Genomic DNA, 16,347 nt, shown 5'->3' with positions numbered 1-16,347 from the left:
AAACATGCCATAAAAGATATTTTTTGTAACTTGTACGCATTACCATAAAATGAGATTTGAAACTTCCACCATAAAAGACATTGCCAAGGCGCTCGGACTGTCAACTTCGACGGTTTCGCGGGCTTTGAGAGATCGTTATGAGATTAGCGAAGAAACCAAAAAGCTTGTTTTAGCCTATGCAGAAAAGGTAAATTATCGGGCCAATCCCATTGCCCGAAGTCTAAAAGAAAGGCGAAGTTATTCCATCGGAATCATTGTTAGTGAAATTGCCAATAACTTCTTTTCGCAGGTAATTAACGGCATAGAATCCATTGCTTACGATCGCGGTTACCACGTAATAATTTCCCAAACTCACGAATCGCATAAGCAGGAAAAACTCAACGTAGAGCATTTGGCATCAAGATCAATTGACGGATTATTGATAGCGCTTTCTTCTGAAACACAAGACATTACTTATCTCCGCGACTTATACGCAAAAGGACTTCCAATCGTTTTTTTTGATCGGGTTCCTGAAGATTTTGCTACACATAAAGTAATTGCAAATAATTTTAAAGGCGCTTTTGATGCTACTGAACACCTCATCTTATCAGGCAAAAGAACCATAGCACACCTCACCAATTCCGAAAATTTATCAATCACCCGGGAACGATTGAAAGGCTATCAAGCTGCGCTAGCAAAATACCACATCGAATTTAAACCCGAGTTGGTAAAATATTGCCAACATGGCGGCATGCATTCTGCCGAATTGGAGCAGGCTGTTAAGGAACTTTTACCTCATAAACCCGATGGAATTTTCATTTCTAGCGATCGATTAACCACTGGTTGTATTATGGCTCTGAAAAAAACAAATCCTGAAATTGCGCACAAAATCGCTATTGCTGGATTTACCAATTCCAACCTGGTTGAGTTATTTTCTCCATCACTAACATCGGTTAAACAGCCCGCTTTCGAAATGGGCCAGGTGGCTACCGAACTTTTAATCTCAATGATTGAGGCGAAAAGGGAAATCACAGAATTTGAAACCAAAATACTGGATACAGAACTGGTAAGGATGCAAAAAACGTTGGGAAACAGGTTTCTGTAAAGCTAATAGCGCTAGGAGTTTTGCGACAAGCGTTACCATAGTTCATTTGAACTATAGACATCGACTCCAAACCCCCAACTGCAAACTAATTACTACCTTTGCAACATGGTAGAAATCGTATTAAAAAAGGGGAAAGAAAAAGCAGCATTACAAAGACATCCATGGGTATTTTCTGGCGCATTAGAAAAAGTTAAAGGAAAACCCGAAAATGGGGAAGTGGTTAAAGTTTTCGCTTTTGATAACGAATTTTTAGCTTACGGCTACTACAACAGCAACTCGAGAGTGGCTGTTCGGTTATTGGAATGGGATGAAACGCAAACCATTGATAAAAAGTGGTACGAGAACCGATTGAAACAGGCCATTGCTTCAAGACAGTTTATTCTTAGTGAACAAACCAATACTTGCCGTTTGGTATTTAGCGAAGCCGATTTTCTTCCAGGATTGATCGTTGATAAATATGCAGACTTCCTTTCGTTACAAATATTAAGTTCAGGAATTGAAGGTGTAAAAAACGATATCGTTGAAATTTTAAAGGCAGAACTTCAGCCAAAAGGAATTTTTGACAAGAGTGATGCAACAGCCCGTACACACGAAGGTTTACCGATAGAAAATGGTTTGCTTTGGGGCGAAAATCCACCGGAGTTTTTAGAGGTAAAGGAAAATGGTATTGCTTATCACATTAACATAGCCGAAGGTCAAAAATCGGGATTTTATTGCGACCAACGTGATAACAGACAAATTTTAGCCAGTTATACAAAAGGCAAAAAAGTATTGGATTGCTTTAGTTACAGTGGTGGTTTCAGCTTAAACAGCTTGGCTAACGGAGCAGCCAGCATCACCAGTGTGGATAGTTCTGGCTTGGCTGTAGAAACGCTAAAACAGAATGTCGCACTCAATAAATTTGATGCAGCAAAGGTTACAGCCATTCAATCGGATGTGAACAAACAGTTAAGGGCTTTCAAAGATTCAGGAGAATTGTTCGATGTTATTGTACTCGATCCACCAAAATATGCGCCCTCGCGTTCGGCATTAGATCGAGCTGCCCGTGCCTACAAAGACCTAAACCGTTTAGGCATGCTTTTACTCGAAAAAGGTGGTTTATTGGCAACCTTTTCTTGCTCCGGCGCTGTTGATATTGAAACCTTTAAACAAATTATTGCTTGGGCTGCGCTTGATGCAGGCAAGGAAGTTCAAATTATTAAACAGTTTTGCCAACCCGAAGATCATCCGGTTAGAATTTCATTTTCAGAAGGCGAGTATTTGAAAGGATTGTTGTTAAGGGTATTGTAATAGCTAATTATTGCCACGGAAATCATGGAAACTGGTTTTAATTTAAGTGATTTCTGCTTTCTTGGCAAACAACTAAATATCTTCTGAACTTTCGGGCAACCGATCATATTCTCCCTTCCATGCGTAAAACCCAAAAATCATCAGGCCCAAACTAATGGGCAGAAAGATGAAGAGAATAATGCCCCACTGCAACATAGTATTGGTCCGTTCGATAGCTGTATGGGTTAAACCAACCTTTTCCACTGCCTGAAGAAACAAAAATGTCATGGCTACTGGCCCCAAAATCATCCAAACTAAACCTAAAAATTTCTTTAACGCATTCATTTCTATAATATTAATCGTTAATACTTTCGTCTTTTTTATTTGATAGATATATCGTTCCAATCACCAGGCTTAAGGCGGCAATCCCAATTGGGTACCACAAACCAGATAATGGCGTAGAGCCTGAAAAGCTGGCCACTAATGTAGCGATAAATGGCACCAAACCCCCAAATACACCATTTCCTATGTGGTATGGCAACGACATGGAAGTATACCTGATTTTGGTTGGAAACAACTCGACCAAAAAAGCTGCAATTGGTCCATACACCATGGTTACCAATAAAATCTGAAAGAAAATTAAACCCACAAATTTCCAAAATATTGGTTTTGGCAGTACTTTATCTTTCAAAACTTCAGGGCCGGAAATAATTCCACCTTGTACCGAAATAGTATCTGTTTTAACCAAATGGAAAGACGCTCCATTTTTTAATTCGATTTTGGTTGTTGTGGTTCTTAAACTGTCAGCTGTATTGGCAATTGATGCGGCAGTTACCGGTGCAGAAGTTGATGATAAAATATCATGTTGTTCTATCTTGGTAAAATCGGTATCATCCAGAAACATTTGATAAATTGGTCGATAGAAAATAATACCCAAAAGCATTCCACTTAACATGATCCATTTTCTACCCACCTTGTCGCTCCAGGCGCCAAAAATCACAAAAAATGGCGTAGCAAAAGCAATTCCCCAAAGCAAAATATAGCGTGAATCATTAAAATCAAGCTTACAAGTGTTCTCTAAAAACGATTGCGCATAAAATTGTCCGGTATACCAAATTACACCTTGCCCCATGGTTGCACCAAACAGGGCAAGCAACACCATTTTAAAATTAGCTTTGTTATTAAAACTTTCTTTTAGCGGGTTTTTAGAAACATTTCCTTCGGCTTTCAATTTTGAAAACATGGGCGATTCATGCATTTTCATGCGGATATAAATGGAAACAACAACCAACAGGATAGAAAGAAGAAAAGGAATTCTCCAACCCCAATCGCCAAAGGTTTCAGCACCCAGAATATTTTTTGTGATTACAATTACACCTAAAGAAAGGAATAGTCCAAGTGTTGCCGTGGTTTGAATCCAGCTCGTGAAAAAACCACGTTTATTTTTTGGCGCATGTTCTGCCACATATGTCGCTGCTCCGCCGTATTCGCCACCAAGTGCCAAACCCTGCACCAATCTTAAAATCAAAACTAAAATTGGGGCTGCATAACCTATACTTTTATATGATGGGATTAAGCCGATTAGAAAAGTAGAACCCCCCATTAAAACCAAGGTTAAAAGAAAGGTGTATTTACGACCGATTAAATCGCCCAATCGGCCAAAAACCAGGGCACCAAAAGGGCGAACAATAAAACCTGCAGCAAATATAGCCAGGGTGTTAATCAAGGCAGAAGCACCAGCATCTTCAGGAAAAAGTTGATGACCAATAATAACAGCCAAACTGCCAAAAATGTAAAAATCGTACCATTCAATCAGTGTTCCAAGTGATGATGCACCGATTACTTTAAAGATATTGTTCTTTGGTAAAGTTTCGCTCATGAGGTGTAGGGAATATTTGGTTCCACAAGATAAACATTTGCATGACAAACAGCAACCTGCACTGTTTGTGATTAAATTTGTTACATGACCAAACATTATGACTTCTGTTTTGTATTTTCATTTTCCAATTAACATATATGCTTTTAATACAAAACATTAGATTAAGTAGAATTTTAAGAAATACCTGGCATGTAGATCTGATTATGATCGGATCGTGTACCGCGGCTTACTTCATTCGAGAATATTTAATTGCCCATCATTTCGTTATTCCAACCATTATTCCAACTGTTTTAGGTACAGCAATTGCATTTTTTATAGGTTTTAATAATAACCAGGCATACGATCGTTGGTGGGAAGGAAGAAAAATTTGGGGTGCAATTGTTAATGATTCCAGATCATTCGCAAGGGCATTATTAAATTACATTGATGAAGATCCAGTTTCTGCCAAAAGAATGATTTATCGTCACATTGCTTTTTTATACGCTTTGAAGGCGAGTTTACGAGGCGCTGTTGATGAAATTTACACCAAATATTTATCAGAAGAAGATTTAAATGAAATTGCAAAGCATACAAATCTTCATAATGCGATTTTAAATATTCAATCAAGAGATTTGCAGAAACTATCAAAAGCCAATCAAATAGATGGTTTTAGGTTTATCGAAATTAATGAAATGCTGGTTCGCTTTTCTGATTCGATGGGTATGAGTGAACGCATTAAGAACACTATTTTTCCCACTACCTATACCTATTTAACCAAAGTATTTATCTGGCTTTTTGTAGTTACTTTCACATTGGTAATTAGCCAGGATGCCGGTCCGGCAGCTATCTTTTTGGGTTGGTTAATTGGTTTTGTATTTGTATCCACTCAAATAAACGGGATGAGTTTGGTTAATCCATTTGAGAACAATTCTGCGGGCGTTCCTTTAAATCAGATAACCCGAACGATAGAAATCAATCTCTTACAAATGTTGGAAGAAACAGATATCCCAGAGCCCATTAAACCTATTAACGAAGAGTATATTCTTTAATTTTTGTGAAGCTTTTTTCCTAGCCAAATGAGTAAAATGGAAAGCACATAAAAGAGCAGAACACAAAAAAATGCATTTAAAATAGCTTGAGGATAGCCTAAATTGATCACATTAACAAATGGATAAGGATATTCATGAATGAAATATCCACGTACTACAACGAATATAATGTAAGCCATCGGATAGATTAACCAGCTAAAAGCATCTTTATATTGAAGGTTTGATTTGTCAACGAATAAAATCCAAAAAACTAAAAATATGACGGGCGTTACTACGTGTAACATTTCGTCGGCTACCCGAGCCCATCCTACAGGAAGCACTAAGCCACGCAGCAAAACATTATAGATAAGACCAACTACTAAAATATAAACTGTTAACGCAGTAATGGTCGATGACTTAGTAAAAAATTTCCCTATCCTGTGGTTACTCAATAACAAAACAGAGCCGAAACAAATACCTAGCAGTATATTTGTTGTTACCGTGAAAAAAGATAAATAAAGCTTTGTAGTTGTCCAAAAATCGTAATTGGCGGCTTTAAGGCTCACTATAAACTGAAGGACGAGGGCAAACCAAACTATAGCTGTACCTATTGCTATATAAATTTTAGTAGCAGGAGATGACTTCATATTAATTGGGAGGATTTAAATATGGTGATCGCAAAGGCAAGTTAATCATTTTTAGCTTTAATGGTAAAGCGATTTACATTTTGAAATGCCTTAAATTAAAATCTATTTTTGCATCACTGCTTTAATTATTTTGTCTTCAAAAGCGATTGATTTTGCTTTAAATTCTGAATTTGTAAATGAAATGTTGGCCATTGCTGTAATGATTTTGCCATTCTTACCAATCAAAATATTAGACGGAAAGCCGTGATTGATATTCAGCTTTGCGATATCGGCTTTGCTTAAGCTAACGATTTCATATTTATAACTATTTTTCGTTTGAAAACGTTTTGCTGAAAGTGGCGAATCGTGGGTGATTCCAATAAATCTTACGCCCTGTTTAGCATATTTTCCAACCAAATTATTCAGTTCGGGCATTTCTGCAATACACGGCGAACAGTTTTCAAACCAAAAATTAATTACGATAACTTGATTATCTAAACTTTGTTTAGTAAAAACTTTTTTATTTGTTTTCAGCCCTTTGAAATCAGGCAAATCCTTTCCAACCAAATCTTCGAAAAAGGTTTCTTGAGTGGCCCATTTAATTGGAGCATCCTGGGCTATAAGTTCGCTAAACCAAAGAGATATTAAAACTATTAAGCAAATTCGCACTAGTAGAAATATGAAAAGTAGATAAAAACAGAAAACTTAAAGCACTATTTATTCAACTTTTTGCTGAGAAAATCAATTGAAGTAACCAATGCAGCATCTTTATTCGACATAAAATCTTTAATTGTGGGGATCACCTCAATATCAGGTTTCACACCATAACCAACAAACTCACGTCCATCTGGATAAGTGTCCTTTTTGGTACAAATTCTTGCACTTCCTCCACCAGGAAGATCAAATAAATATGGCTGGCCGGTACTGCCGAAAGAATTTCTACCAATTTTTGTCATGTGCTTTTGATTATCCGCATAAATCAAAAAATCTTCTGCTGCCGATGCTGTATTATGGCCTATCAATAAAACAGTGGGAACCACGATACGTTTTGCGGGAAGAGTATTCTTTAATGGGTTGTAATCAAAATTATAATAATATTTATCGTTAAAGGTTAAAAAGGCCTTTTTGTTCCATTCGCTATTAGCAGTATCTTTCACAGCGGTATATCGGCCCCAAGCTTTAAAAGCAGAACTAAGTTGGCGGGTGGTGTAACGAGAACCATATAGCAAACTATCATTAGTTAAATATTTTAATATATAGCTTCCAATGCTCGTACTTCCACCTCCATTATTCCTTAAATCAATAATAATTGCTTTGGCTTTGTATAATTCTGGCAGCTTGGCAGTAAACAATGAATCAATTTTTTCATCGCCGAATGAATTTAGTGCAACATAAGCGATCTCTTTAGGATACCACTTAAAATCCAAAAGTGATGATTCTGGTGGGAAAGCTGGAAAAACTTCCTTTTCTTCAGTTCGCTTATGGGTTAATTTTAAAGCTATAATTTGCCCTTTTGGTTTTTTGATTTTAATCTGGAACTGGCTTCCTTCTAACCCCTGAAGTAGCTTACTAATACTCCAATCCTGCAACACATAATCAGTAGAGGAAGAAACGTATGGCGAAACGTATTCCGCAATGTATTTAGCCGTAGGGCTTCCATTTACCTCAATTATTTCGCTACCGACAGGAATTTCCTCTTTTTTGCTCAAATTAACTCGTGTGATAATCGCTTTATTTTCTACATTCTCGATAAAAAAACGATAGTCGCCAAACATGGTATTCATTGGATCAAAATCTTTACCGTTTGGCATATAGATATTTGTATGCCCATCTTTAAGCAAAGCACAAAACCGTTGCATTTCACGGTAATACTCGTAATCTGTTTTAGTTTCAGGAATTGAAGTAATTATCGCTTTGTAGGTACTGTCCCATTTAACACGATCAACTTTATCCAGGTAAACGAAGTTATAGTTTACCTCTTGCCAAAACTTAGAAAGCCCATAAATTTTATCTGCTTTAGTCAGTTTGTTTGATTGAGCTAAAACAGTAAATGGCAAGAGTATCAATAAAAGTATTCTCTTCATATTGTTGAGTATTATTAAGGATGATTTTATTTCAGTTATTAAACCTTGAAAGAATTAATTGAAAATTATAAGAATCGTGAGAAATACACATATGATTGTAAAAAATCATAAAAAAGCCTTGCCAAATTTCTTGGCAAGACTACAGTTTGTTTGGTTAAATTTTCTTTTTCAAAGATTTATCGGCTTCGTTCGAAATGACGATTAATGAGTCTGCGTTAGAAGTAAAATGTGATTTTTCAATCTGCGAATCTGCGGCATCACTTTATTGCTATTTAAAAGTAACAGAACCATATTCTGTTTTCACACTTACATTTGCTGCGCCACCACTTCCTATTTTACCTGAATATTTTTTGTTTTCATCATCCTTACTTACCAAATTAGAAGTAACATTCGAACCATATTTAAAACCGGCATAAGAAGTTGAAACGTTAAAATTTCCATTAAAGCGATCTCCAAAGCCTAATCCTACACTTACATATTCACCACCAAAGGTAAAGTTTTTACAGGCTGGTGTAATTTCACTCACATTTAACTTGTTGTAATCCATATTAATGTTTGCATCGCCATTTAAGGTGCCTAATGTAACGTTTGAATATTCTGCATTAACAGCCAATTTTCCAGCTGATGCAATATTTAAATCACCATAAGCTTGTTTAACCACTGTATTTCCTTTCACAGTATTGATGTTCACTTTGGCATATTCTGCGTTCAATAAAAGGTTACCCCCAATAGTGCCAACAGTTAAACCTTTACCATATTGAACTTTAATATCGGCCGACCTTCTGATGGTATTAATATTTACACCAACATATTCAGCATCCAACTCCAGGGTACCAACTGAGCCAATAGTTACCGGGCCGTTATATTCATGTTTTACCACCGCAGCGTTTAAATCCTGTATATCACACTTTCCGTATTGTACATTCACATAATTATTAGCATTGCTCAAATTGCCTGCTACCAAATTCCCATATTGAACTTTTAATGAAGTTGGGCCAGAGAAATTGCCTAATTCTACATTTCCATATTGTTGTAGAACTGATAATGGATTAGATGATGGCATATAAACCACATAATTGATTTTAACTTCTCTTCTCCACGTGGTTACACCATTTCTTACTCCTCTGCCCCAACGTCCGCCTCTATCAGCTAAATTGGTTTTAATGGAAACGACGTCACCGTTTTTATTGGCATCAATATTTACAGCATCCAGTAGCTTTTGCACATCATTATCAGAATTGCTGAAAGCTTTGATATCAATATCTACTTTCACTTCTTTCCGATCCCAGGTTTTGATAATGATTGAACCGTATTGATTGTTAAGATTTACTTTATCGCTATTATCAACGCTAAAGCTTTTTGTAAATGTCTTCGATCGTTCCGCATCTGCTCCAGGTTGAACATCCTGATCTACACTTACTGTACTTTTAACCGATACTGATGCGTAGGTATTATTTGATGCGCTGACCACAATGCCTTCTTGCGCATTCGTTTTTACGGCGATAAAAGCCACAATGGCTAAAAATATTTTTATTGTTTTCATGTTTGTTAATTGTTAAACATTTATTGGCCAAACCTGCCGACCGGTTTTGCTTTTAAATGCAGTGAGCGTATTGTGTTAGTATCGAGTATTAAGTATCAAGTATCAAGACTTAAAGTACTTTGAACTTTACACTTTTTACTTTCTACTTTAAACTTTTTACTTTTAAACTTTCCACTAAATCTGATTTACTCTTTTATAATCATCTACCTGATTAATGATTAGTAATTGCTGTTTTAATAACTGCAATTGAATTTCGCGGTTTTTAACCATTGCTTTTACTACAAATGTTTGGTTTGGCGATGTTGGAAGTTCCGATCTCAGTCTTTCGTACTCTTCATCAAGCTTAGCTAAATCTGCGGTAAACTTTTTGTAGAGTTCGGGATTAGCCGAGGCGAAAATGGCCAAACTATCTCTTTTTTCGGTAATTAAGCCTGTAAAATGAACCTCTTTTTTTGCATAAGCTTCATTAACATCAGCGATTTCTAAATCTTTGTTTTGCATCCTTCCGGCGTATAACCAAACTAAACCGAAAACAACTACGATACTTGCGGCCACACTCATCCATAAGTACAGCTTTACTGGCTTTTTTTTATTCTTTTCTTCTTGAAATTTCTTGGCATCTAACTCCAATTCAATCTTTGCCCAAAGGCCAACTGGTGGCTCCATGAAATCAAAAGCCTTTCGGTTTTCTTTAACAAAAGTTTCTAACCTGTTATTCATCTCTCATCCCTTTCTGTTCTAAAATACTTTTTAACTTTTTCTTCGCCCTCATATACTGTGTGCGACTTGTATTTTCACTAATTTTTAAAATGTGTGCAATTTCCTCATGATCGTAGCCCTCCAAAAGGTATAAACTCAATACCACTCTATAACCATCAGGCAGTTCTGCAATTGCGTTTCTCACTTCATCGGCTTGCAGCTTAATTTCGTAGTCATCTGCAGATATTTCATCTGGTAATTCAGCTATTTCATCTGTTCCAACAAATTCAAATTTGCGTTTGCGCAGGTAATTGATTGATTTATTAATTACAATTTGCTTTAGCCAGAGCCCAAACGTGGTTTCCTGTCTGAAATCAACAATTCGGGTAAAGGCATCTAAAAACGATTCCTGCAAAACATCTTCAGCTTCTTCTTCATAATTTAGAATTCGTAACGCTACATTATACATTGCCTTTGCATACAGTTTGTACAAATCAAACTGCGCTGCCCGGCTGCCCTGCATGCATGCTTTTACTAGCTCTAGATTTTTATCTACGTAAACGGTCTCCAAAATTTTGAATATTCTGATTATAAGACATAAGGGATTTTAAAACGTTGCATCAAGGTATAAAAAAATTTGAAAAGGATCTCTTGTTTGATATTTGGATTGCTTAGGCTTAGCATTTATATTTACAAAACCAATTTATTCAATCCTATCTAAATTTATGAAATCATCACTTCTCATTGTACTATTATTGATATCGTGCAAAATTCACTCTCAATTTAAAATTAACGGCAGTTTTGAAGAATTAGATAAAAACAGAATGCCTCAAGGGTGGCTTTTCTCGTTTAAGGAGGAACAAAAAAAGGCTTATCCGGTACAATTGGATAGCCTGATAAAACAGGACGGAAAATATAGCCTTTTAATTGAAAAAAAAGGAGCAGGAGCAGATTTTGGTGTAATCGACTATCCCATAAAACAAACTTTTGAAGGCAAGAAAATTGAAATAAAAGGTTATGTTAAAACTGAAAATGTAAGTAAAGGCTATGCAGGCTTATGGGCAAGAATTGACGACAAGAATATCCAGTCGATTGCTTTTGACAATATGCAAGATAGGGGAATATCAGGAACTACCGATTGGAAGCAGTATTCGATTGAATTGGATTACAAAAGCGAAGATGTTAGAACCTTGCACATTGGCGGATTGCTGGTAGGAGAAGGAAAAGCCTGGTTCGATCATTTCGAAGTATTTATTGATGATAAACCCATTGCTAAAGCTACATTGAAAAAAATCATTGTACCCAAAGCTGATCTTGATACTGCATTTGCAAAAAGCTCTGGTATAAAAGAAATCACTCTTACTGATCAGTTAACCACAAATTTAACTATTGCAGGTCAGTTTTGGGGTTTTCTGAAATACCATCATCCTGCTATTGCCAAAGGTGATTACAATTGGGATGCAGAATTATTCAGGTTATTGCCTTCGGTTATTCAAGCTAAAAATAATAAGGAATTGAATACTACGCTTGAAACGTTCCTAGATAAGTTACCAAAACCAGATGCATGCAAAAATTGTAAATCTATCGCTAATGCGAATTATGAAATAAAACCTGATTATGGATCAATATTCGATAGCAGAATTATGGAGGAATCGGTGTTGCAAAAACTCGAATTTGTAAGAGATAACCGAAATAGAGCAGTAAACTATTATATCGATATGGCTCCGCAAATAGGCAACCCAGTATTTAAAAATGAAAAGCCATATTCGGCAATGACCTATCCAGATGCAGGTTATCGTTTGTTATCGCTCTACCGTTATTGGGCCATGATCAATTATTTTTTTCCGTATAAAAATGTGATTGGGCAGGATTGGAACAACGTATTAAAAACCTCGTTGCCTGAATTTGTAAATGCAAAAAATGAACTGGATTATGGAAAAGCTGCTTTAAAACTTATTGCATCGGTAAACGATACACATGCCAATTTATGGAGTGGCAGCAAAGCGATTAATGATTTTAAAGGAAAATATACTGCACCATTTCAGGCAAAATTTATTGAAAATAAATTAACAATCACCGCATTACATACCGATACACTTGATGTTAGAGAGAAATTAAAAGTAGGCGATATCATTACATCAATACAAGGAAAAGAAGTAAAAGATCTTATAAAAGAATATCAACCACTTACCGCGGCATCTAATTACGACACTCAACTTCGCGATTTGCCAAGAAGTTTCTTGCTTAGGAGCAATGAAGCCCGTTTGAAAATTGCAGTTAATCGAGATGGTAATCAATTCGAATACGATTTATCAATGGGAACATTAACTCAAGGACGAAGAGATCCTGATTTTGATAAAGCCGAACCTTTCAAACTTATCAATGAAAATATTGGTTATGTGTTCCCGGGGAAATATAAAAATGCAATGCTACCAGATATCAAAAAGAAATTCGAAAATACTAAAGGCATCATTGTAGATATGCGATGTTATCCATCAGAATTTATGCCTTTTACTTTTGGGAATTACATTAAGAACATGTCTACCCCATTTGTTAAATTTTCCATCGGAAGTACAGATTATCCAGGTTCATTTAAATATGGACCAACAATAGCCAATGGCAAAAAATCATCTGATAATTACAAGGGTAAAGTTGTGGTTATTGTAAATTCAACGTCGCAAAGCCAGGCGGAATACACAACAATGGCTTTTCAAAGCTCACCTAATGTAAAAGTAATTGGCAGTACAACTGCAGGTGCTGATGGTAATGTATCGTACATCATGTTGCCCGGTGGTTTAAATACCATGATATCGGGACTAGGTGTTTTTTATCCTGATGGGAAACCTACACAAAGAGTAGGTGTAAAAATTGATGAAGTGATTTATCCAACCATAAATGGAATTAAGCAAGGTAAAGATGAACTGCTTGAAAAAGCGATGGAAACCTTGAATAAAGGCTGGTAAAAAATTATTTCTGATTAAAAAAAAGGGCGATGTTTCCATCGCCCTTTGCTATTATTTACTCAAGTACATTGATTTATCTTTATAAAGCTTGCGGAAATAAGGATCCTCTAAATCTTTAATGAAACGAATGGCTTCACCGGTAGATTTCATTTCCGGACCTAACTCTTTAGTTACTTCAGGGAATTTCTCGTAAGAAAAAACCGGTTCTTTAATCGCGTAGCCTTTTAGTTTACGTTCGATGGTGAAATCTTTTAATTTCGCTACACCTAACATAATTTTTGCAGCAATGTTAATATAAGGAACATCGTAAGCTTTCGCGATAAATGGAACTGTTCTCGAAGCTCTTGGATTTGCTTCAATTACATAAACTTTCTCATCTTTAATGGCAAACTGAATGTTCAATAAACCACGCACATCTAAAGCTTTTGCAATTTTAATCGAGTATTCTTCCATCGATTTGGTTACCGTTTCCGGTAAGCTGAAAGTTGGCAATACCGCGAATGAATCTCCGGAGTGAATACCCGCAGGCTCAATATGCTCCATCATCCCTACAATGTGAACATCATCGCCATCAGAAATCGAATCCGACTCGGCTTCTTCTGCCCGATCTAAAAAGTGATCGATCAATACACGGTTGCCGGGTAAATCGCCCAACAATTTAACAACTGCTTTTTCAAGATCTTCATCGTTGATGACGATACTCATGCCTTGTCCGCCCAAAACATAACTCGGACGAACCAATACCGGATAGCCCACTTCGTTTGCTACAACGATGGCTTCTTCAGCATTTTCAGCAACGCCATATTTTGGATAAGGAATATTTAACTCTTTCAATAAATCAGAGAAACGACCGCGATCTTCAGCGATATCCATGTTCTCGAAAGAAGTTCCGATAATTTTGATGCCTTGTTCGGTTAGCTTTTCAGCCATTTTCAAAGCGGTTTGTCCACCTAACTGAACTATAACACCTACAGGTTTTTCCAGTTCGATAATTTCACGAACATGTTCCCAGAAAACTGGCTCGAAATATAATTTATCGGCCATGTTAAAATCGGTAGAAACCGTTTCAGGGTTACAGTTAACCATAATGGCTTCGAAACCCGATTCTTTAGCGGCTAACAAACCGTGTACACAAGAATAATCGAATTCTATACCTTGCCCAATACGGTTTGGACCAGAACCTAAAACGATTACTTTTTTCTTATCTGAAGAAATTGATTCGTTTTCTTGATCAAATGATGAGTAGTAATATGGTGTTTGCGCAGGAAATTCCGCAGCGCAAGTATCAACCATTTTATATACCCTGTTTATGCCTAAAGCTTTACGGCGATCGTAAACTTCATCTTCAGTTACGTTTCCTAGCAACCAGGCAATCTGGATATCAGAGAAACCTTTTTGTTTTAGCGTGAAGAAGAAATCTTGAGGAATGTTATTTAAAGAATATCTTTTTAACTCCGTTTCTAAAAGAACAAGGTCTTGAATTTGATTTAAGAACCATTTGTCAATTTTTGTAACCTTACGGATCGATTCCAAAGGTACTCCCATAGCCATGGCATCTTTTATTAAGAATAAACGGTTCCATGAAGCATGCTCCAAACCGTCCATAATTTCTTCGATGTTACGAACTTGTCTGCCATCTGCACCTAAACCAGCACGGCCAATTTCTAAACTCTGACAAGCTTTTTGCAAAGCTTCGATGAAAGTACGGCCAATGGCCATTACCTCACCAACAGATTTCATTTGTAAACCCAGTTCTTTATTGGCGCCTTTAAACTTGTCGAAATTCCAACGTGGAATTTTAACAATTACGTAATCTAAAGTAGGTTCGAAATATGCTGAAGTGGTTTTGGTAATCTGATTTTCGATTTCATCTAAGTTGTAACCGATAGCCAACTTAGCCGCAATTTTAGCAATTGGATAACCAGTTGCTTTACTTGCTAACGCTGATGAACGAGATACACGAGGATTAATTTCGATGGCGATAATATCATCATTAGCAGGGTTAACCGAAAACTGAACGTTACAACCACCAGCAAAAGTTCCGATGGCACGCATCATTTTAATTGCCTGGTTACGCATTTCCTGGTAACAACGATCAGATAAAGTCATTGCAGGAGCAACTGTAATTGAATCTCCTGTATGGATACCCATTGGATCGAAGTTTTCGATTGAGCAAATAATAATTACGTTATCATTGCTATCTCTCAATAACTCCAATTCGTATTCTTTCCAACCTAAAACAGCTTGTTCTACTAATACTTCGTGAGTTGGAGAAGCTTCTAAGCCGCGTTTAAGCGCTGCATCAAATTCTTCTTTTTTGTGGACAAAACCACCACCAGAACCACCTAAAGTATAAGATGGGCGAATTACCAATGGAAAACCGATTTCCTGTGCAGCTTCTTTACCTTCTAAAAATGAATTGGCAATTTTAGATGGTGCTACACCAACACCTATATCAACCATTAATTGGCGGAAAGCTTCACGGTTTTCAGTTTTTTCGATGGCCGCTACATCCACACCTACTACTTTAACACCATATTTTTCCCAAACACCACGCTCTGAAGCTTCTACACAAAGATTTAATGCGGTTTGACCACCCATTGTTGGCAATACAGCATCAATGTTAGGCAAATCAGCAGAGGCAATGTGCTCCTGTAAAATAGCCTCGATTGAATCAACTGTTAAAGGGCGAAGATAAACATGATCGCCAATTACTTTATCCGTCATGATGGTTGCCGGATTGGAATTGATAATGGAAACGGTTATTCCTTCATCTTTTAAGGAAAGTGCCGCTTGCGAACCTGCATAATCAAATTCGCAGGCCTGGCCAATAATAATTGGGCCTGATCCGATAATTAATACTGAGCGTATGGAAGTGTCTTTAGGCATGATTAAGCTTAATACAAAAATTAAAATTCTAAAGTGTGCGCCTTTTTAGGCTGAAGAAGCAAGAAGGTTGTTTGCTTGTAAAGAAGAAAATCCCAACTGTTCTGTCGGGATGCAAAGATAGAGTTTTCGTATCGTTTTTAAATCAATTTTTTAAAATAAAAAAGAGGAGTTTATAAGTAGTCGTGGTCGGAAGAAATTCCGACCATTTTTTATGTTTTAAATATTTTGTCCGGATCTCCTCCAGCGAATACAATTAGGATGGCTGTTATCATATCCCTTAATTCCATTACTATACGCCTTTTAG

General features: G+C 36.7%; 13 protein-coding genes. 4 read left to right on the top strand and 9 right to left on the bottom strand.

Features of this window, described 5'->3' with window-relative positions; translation table 11 throughout:
• Positions 1-49: 49 nt before the first annotated feature.
• Entirely contained in the window at positions 50-1,084 is a 1,035-nt protein-coding gene (locus LUA91_RS08580; RefSeq protein WP_231425640.1) for a LacI family DNA-binding transcriptional regulator, read from the top strand.
• A gap of 105 nt (positions 1,085-1,189) precedes the next feature.
• Positions 1,190-2,374 (top strand): class I SAM-dependent rRNA methyltransferase, encoded by a 1,185-nt coding sequence (locus LUA91_RS08575; protein WP_231425639.1) that lies wholly within the window; start codon positions 1,190-1,192, stop codon positions 2,372-2,374.
• A gap of 72 nt (positions 2,375-2,446) precedes the next feature.
• Here the strand turns inward: LUA91_RS08575 and LUA91_RS08570 are convergent, their stop codons facing one another.
• Both LUA91_RS08570 and LUA91_RS08565 read right to left on the bottom strand, forming a co-directional pair.
• On the bottom strand, positions 2,447-2,698 hold the full coding sequence (locus tag LUA91_RS08570; protein WP_231425638.1) for a DUF6814 family protein: 252 nt from the start codon (positions 2,696-2,698) through the stop codon (positions 2,447-2,449).
• A 10-nt stretch (positions 2,699-2,708) separates the two neighbouring features.
• A complete protein-coding gene (locus LUA91_RS08565) occupies positions 2,709-4,232 on the bottom strand; it encodes an MFS transporter (protein WP_231425637.1) in 1,524 nt (507 codons plus the stop codon).
• Between the two features lie 137 nt (positions 4,233-4,369).
• Here LUA91_RS08565 and LUA91_RS08560 point away from each other — a divergent pair, with 137 nt between their 5' ends.
• Complete coding sequence (locus LUA91_RS08560; protein ID WP_231425636.1) at positions 4,370-5,260, top strand: bestrophin family protein; 891 nt, start codon at positions 4,370-4,372, stop codon at positions 5,258-5,260.
• On the opposite strand, the gene LUA91_RS08555 is transcribed toward LUA91_RS08560, so the two are convergent.
• The 6 genes from LUA91_RS08555 to LUA91_RS08530 all read right to left on the bottom strand — a co-directional run bounded on the left by LUA91_RS08555 (position 5,257) and on the right by LUA91_RS08530 (position 10,762).
• A complete protein-coding gene (locus LUA91_RS08555) occupies positions 5,257-5,886 on the bottom strand; it encodes a Pr6Pr family membrane protein (protein WP_231425635.1) in 630 nt (209 codons plus the stop codon). The genes LUA91_RS08560 and LUA91_RS08555 overlap by 4 nt on opposite strands.
• Before the next feature lie 102 nt (positions 5,887-5,988).
• A complete protein-coding gene (locus tag LUA91_RS08550; RefSeq protein WP_231425634.1) occupies positions 5,989-6,534 on the bottom strand; it encodes a peroxiredoxin in 546 nt (181 codons plus the stop codon).
• A gap of 44 nt (positions 6,535-6,578) precedes the next feature.
• Positions 6,579-7,949, bottom strand: a complete 1,371-nt coding sequence (locus LUA91_RS08545; protein WP_231425633.1) for a S41 family peptidase — start codon at positions 7,947-7,949, stop codon at positions 6,579-6,581.
• Between the two features lie 268 nt (positions 7,950-8,217).
• Positions 8,218-9,492, bottom strand: a complete 1,275-nt coding sequence (locus LUA91_RS08540) for a hypothetical protein (protein ID WP_231425632.1) — start codon at positions 9,490-9,492, stop codon at positions 8,218-8,220.
• A gap of 174 nt (positions 9,493-9,666) precedes the next feature.
• Positions 9,667-10,212 carry a hypothetical protein gene (locus LUA91_RS08535; RefSeq protein WP_231425631.1) on the bottom strand — a complete coding sequence of 182 codons (546 nt, stop codon included), beginning with the start codon at positions 10,210-10,212 and terminating at the stop codon, positions 9,667-9,669.
• Positions 10,205-10,762 carry an RNA polymerase sigma factor gene (locus tag LUA91_RS08530; protein WP_231425630.1) on the bottom strand — a complete coding sequence of 186 codons (558 nt, stop codon included), beginning with the start codon at positions 10,760-10,762 and terminating at the stop codon, positions 10,205-10,207. Before LUA91_RS08530 ends, LUA91_RS08535 begins: the two co-directional genes overlap by 8 nt.
• 154 nt (positions 10,763-10,916) lie before the next feature.
• Between LUA91_RS08530 and LUA91_RS08525 the strand changes: the two genes are divergently transcribed.
• Positions 10,917-13,154, top strand: coding sequence for a S41 family peptidase (locus LUA91_RS08525; RefSeq protein ID WP_231425629.1), 2,238 nt, complete (start codon positions 10,917-10,919; stop codon positions 13,152-13,154).
• 51 nt (positions 13,155-13,205) lie between these two features.
• Here LUA91_RS08525 and carB read toward each other — a convergent pair whose 3' ends face one another.
• Complete coding sequence (carB, locus tag LUA91_RS08520) at positions 13,206-16,043, bottom strand: carbamoyl-phosphate synthase large subunit (protein ID WP_231425628.1); 2,838 nt, start codon at positions 16,041-16,043, stop codon at positions 13,206-13,208.
• Positions 16,044-16,347 lie beyond the last annotated feature (304 nt).

The organism is Pedobacter sp. Leaf250 (assembly GCF_920984735.1).
Taxonomy (GTDB): Bacteria; Bacteroidota; Bacteroidia; order Sphingobacteriales; family Sphingobacteriaceae; genus Pedobacter.
Note: the sequence above shows the minus strand (reverse complement) of the source record. Positions and strands in the feature narration are given on the sequence as shown.

What these genes read in the sequence shown, in the direction of transcription:
- LUA91_RS08580 (WP_231425640.1), top strand. Translation starts at nt 50, where the DNA reads ATGAGATTTGAAACTTCCACCATAAAAGACATTGCCAAGGCGCTCGGA.
- LUA91_RS08575 (WP_231425639.1), top strand. Translation starts at nt 1,190, where the DNA reads ATGGTAGAAATCGTATTAAAAAAGGGGAAAGAAAAAGCAGCATTACAA.
- LUA91_RS08570 (WP_231425638.1), bottom strand. Translation starts at nt 2,698, where the DNA reads ATGAATGCGTTAAAGAAATTTTTAGGTTTAGTTTGGATGATTTTGGGG.
- LUA91_RS08565 (WP_231425637.1), bottom strand. Translation starts at nt 4,232, where the DNA reads ATGAGCGAAACTTTACCAAAGAACAATATCTTTAAAGTAATCGGTGCA.
- LUA91_RS08560 (WP_231425636.1), top strand. Translation starts at nt 4,370, where the DNA reads ATGCTTTTAATACAAAACATTAGATTAAGTAGAATTTTAAGAAATACC.
- LUA91_RS08555 (WP_231425635.1), bottom strand. Translation starts at nt 5,886, where the DNA reads ATGAAGTCATCTCCTGCTACTAAAATTTATATAGCAATAGGTACAGCT.
- LUA91_RS08545 (WP_231425633.1), bottom strand. Translation starts at nt 7,949, where the DNA reads ATGAAGAGAATACTTTTATTGATACTCTTGCCATTTACTGTTTTAGCT.
- LUA91_RS08540 (WP_231425632.1), bottom strand. Translation starts at nt 9,492, where the DNA reads ATGAAAACAATAAAAATATTTTTAGCCATTGTGGCTTTTATCGCCGTA.
- LUA91_RS08535 (WP_231425631.1), bottom strand. Translation starts at nt 10,212, where the DNA reads ATGAATAACAGGTTAGAAACTTTTGTTAAAGAAAACCGAAAGGCTTTT.
- LUA91_RS08525 (WP_231425629.1), top strand. Translation starts at nt 10,917, where the DNA reads ATGAAATCATCACTTCTCATTGTACTATTATTGATATCGTGCAAAATT.
- carB (WP_231425628.1), bottom strand. Translation starts at nt 16,043, where the DNA reads ATGCCTAAAGACACTTCCATACGCTCAGTATTAATTATCGGATCAGGC.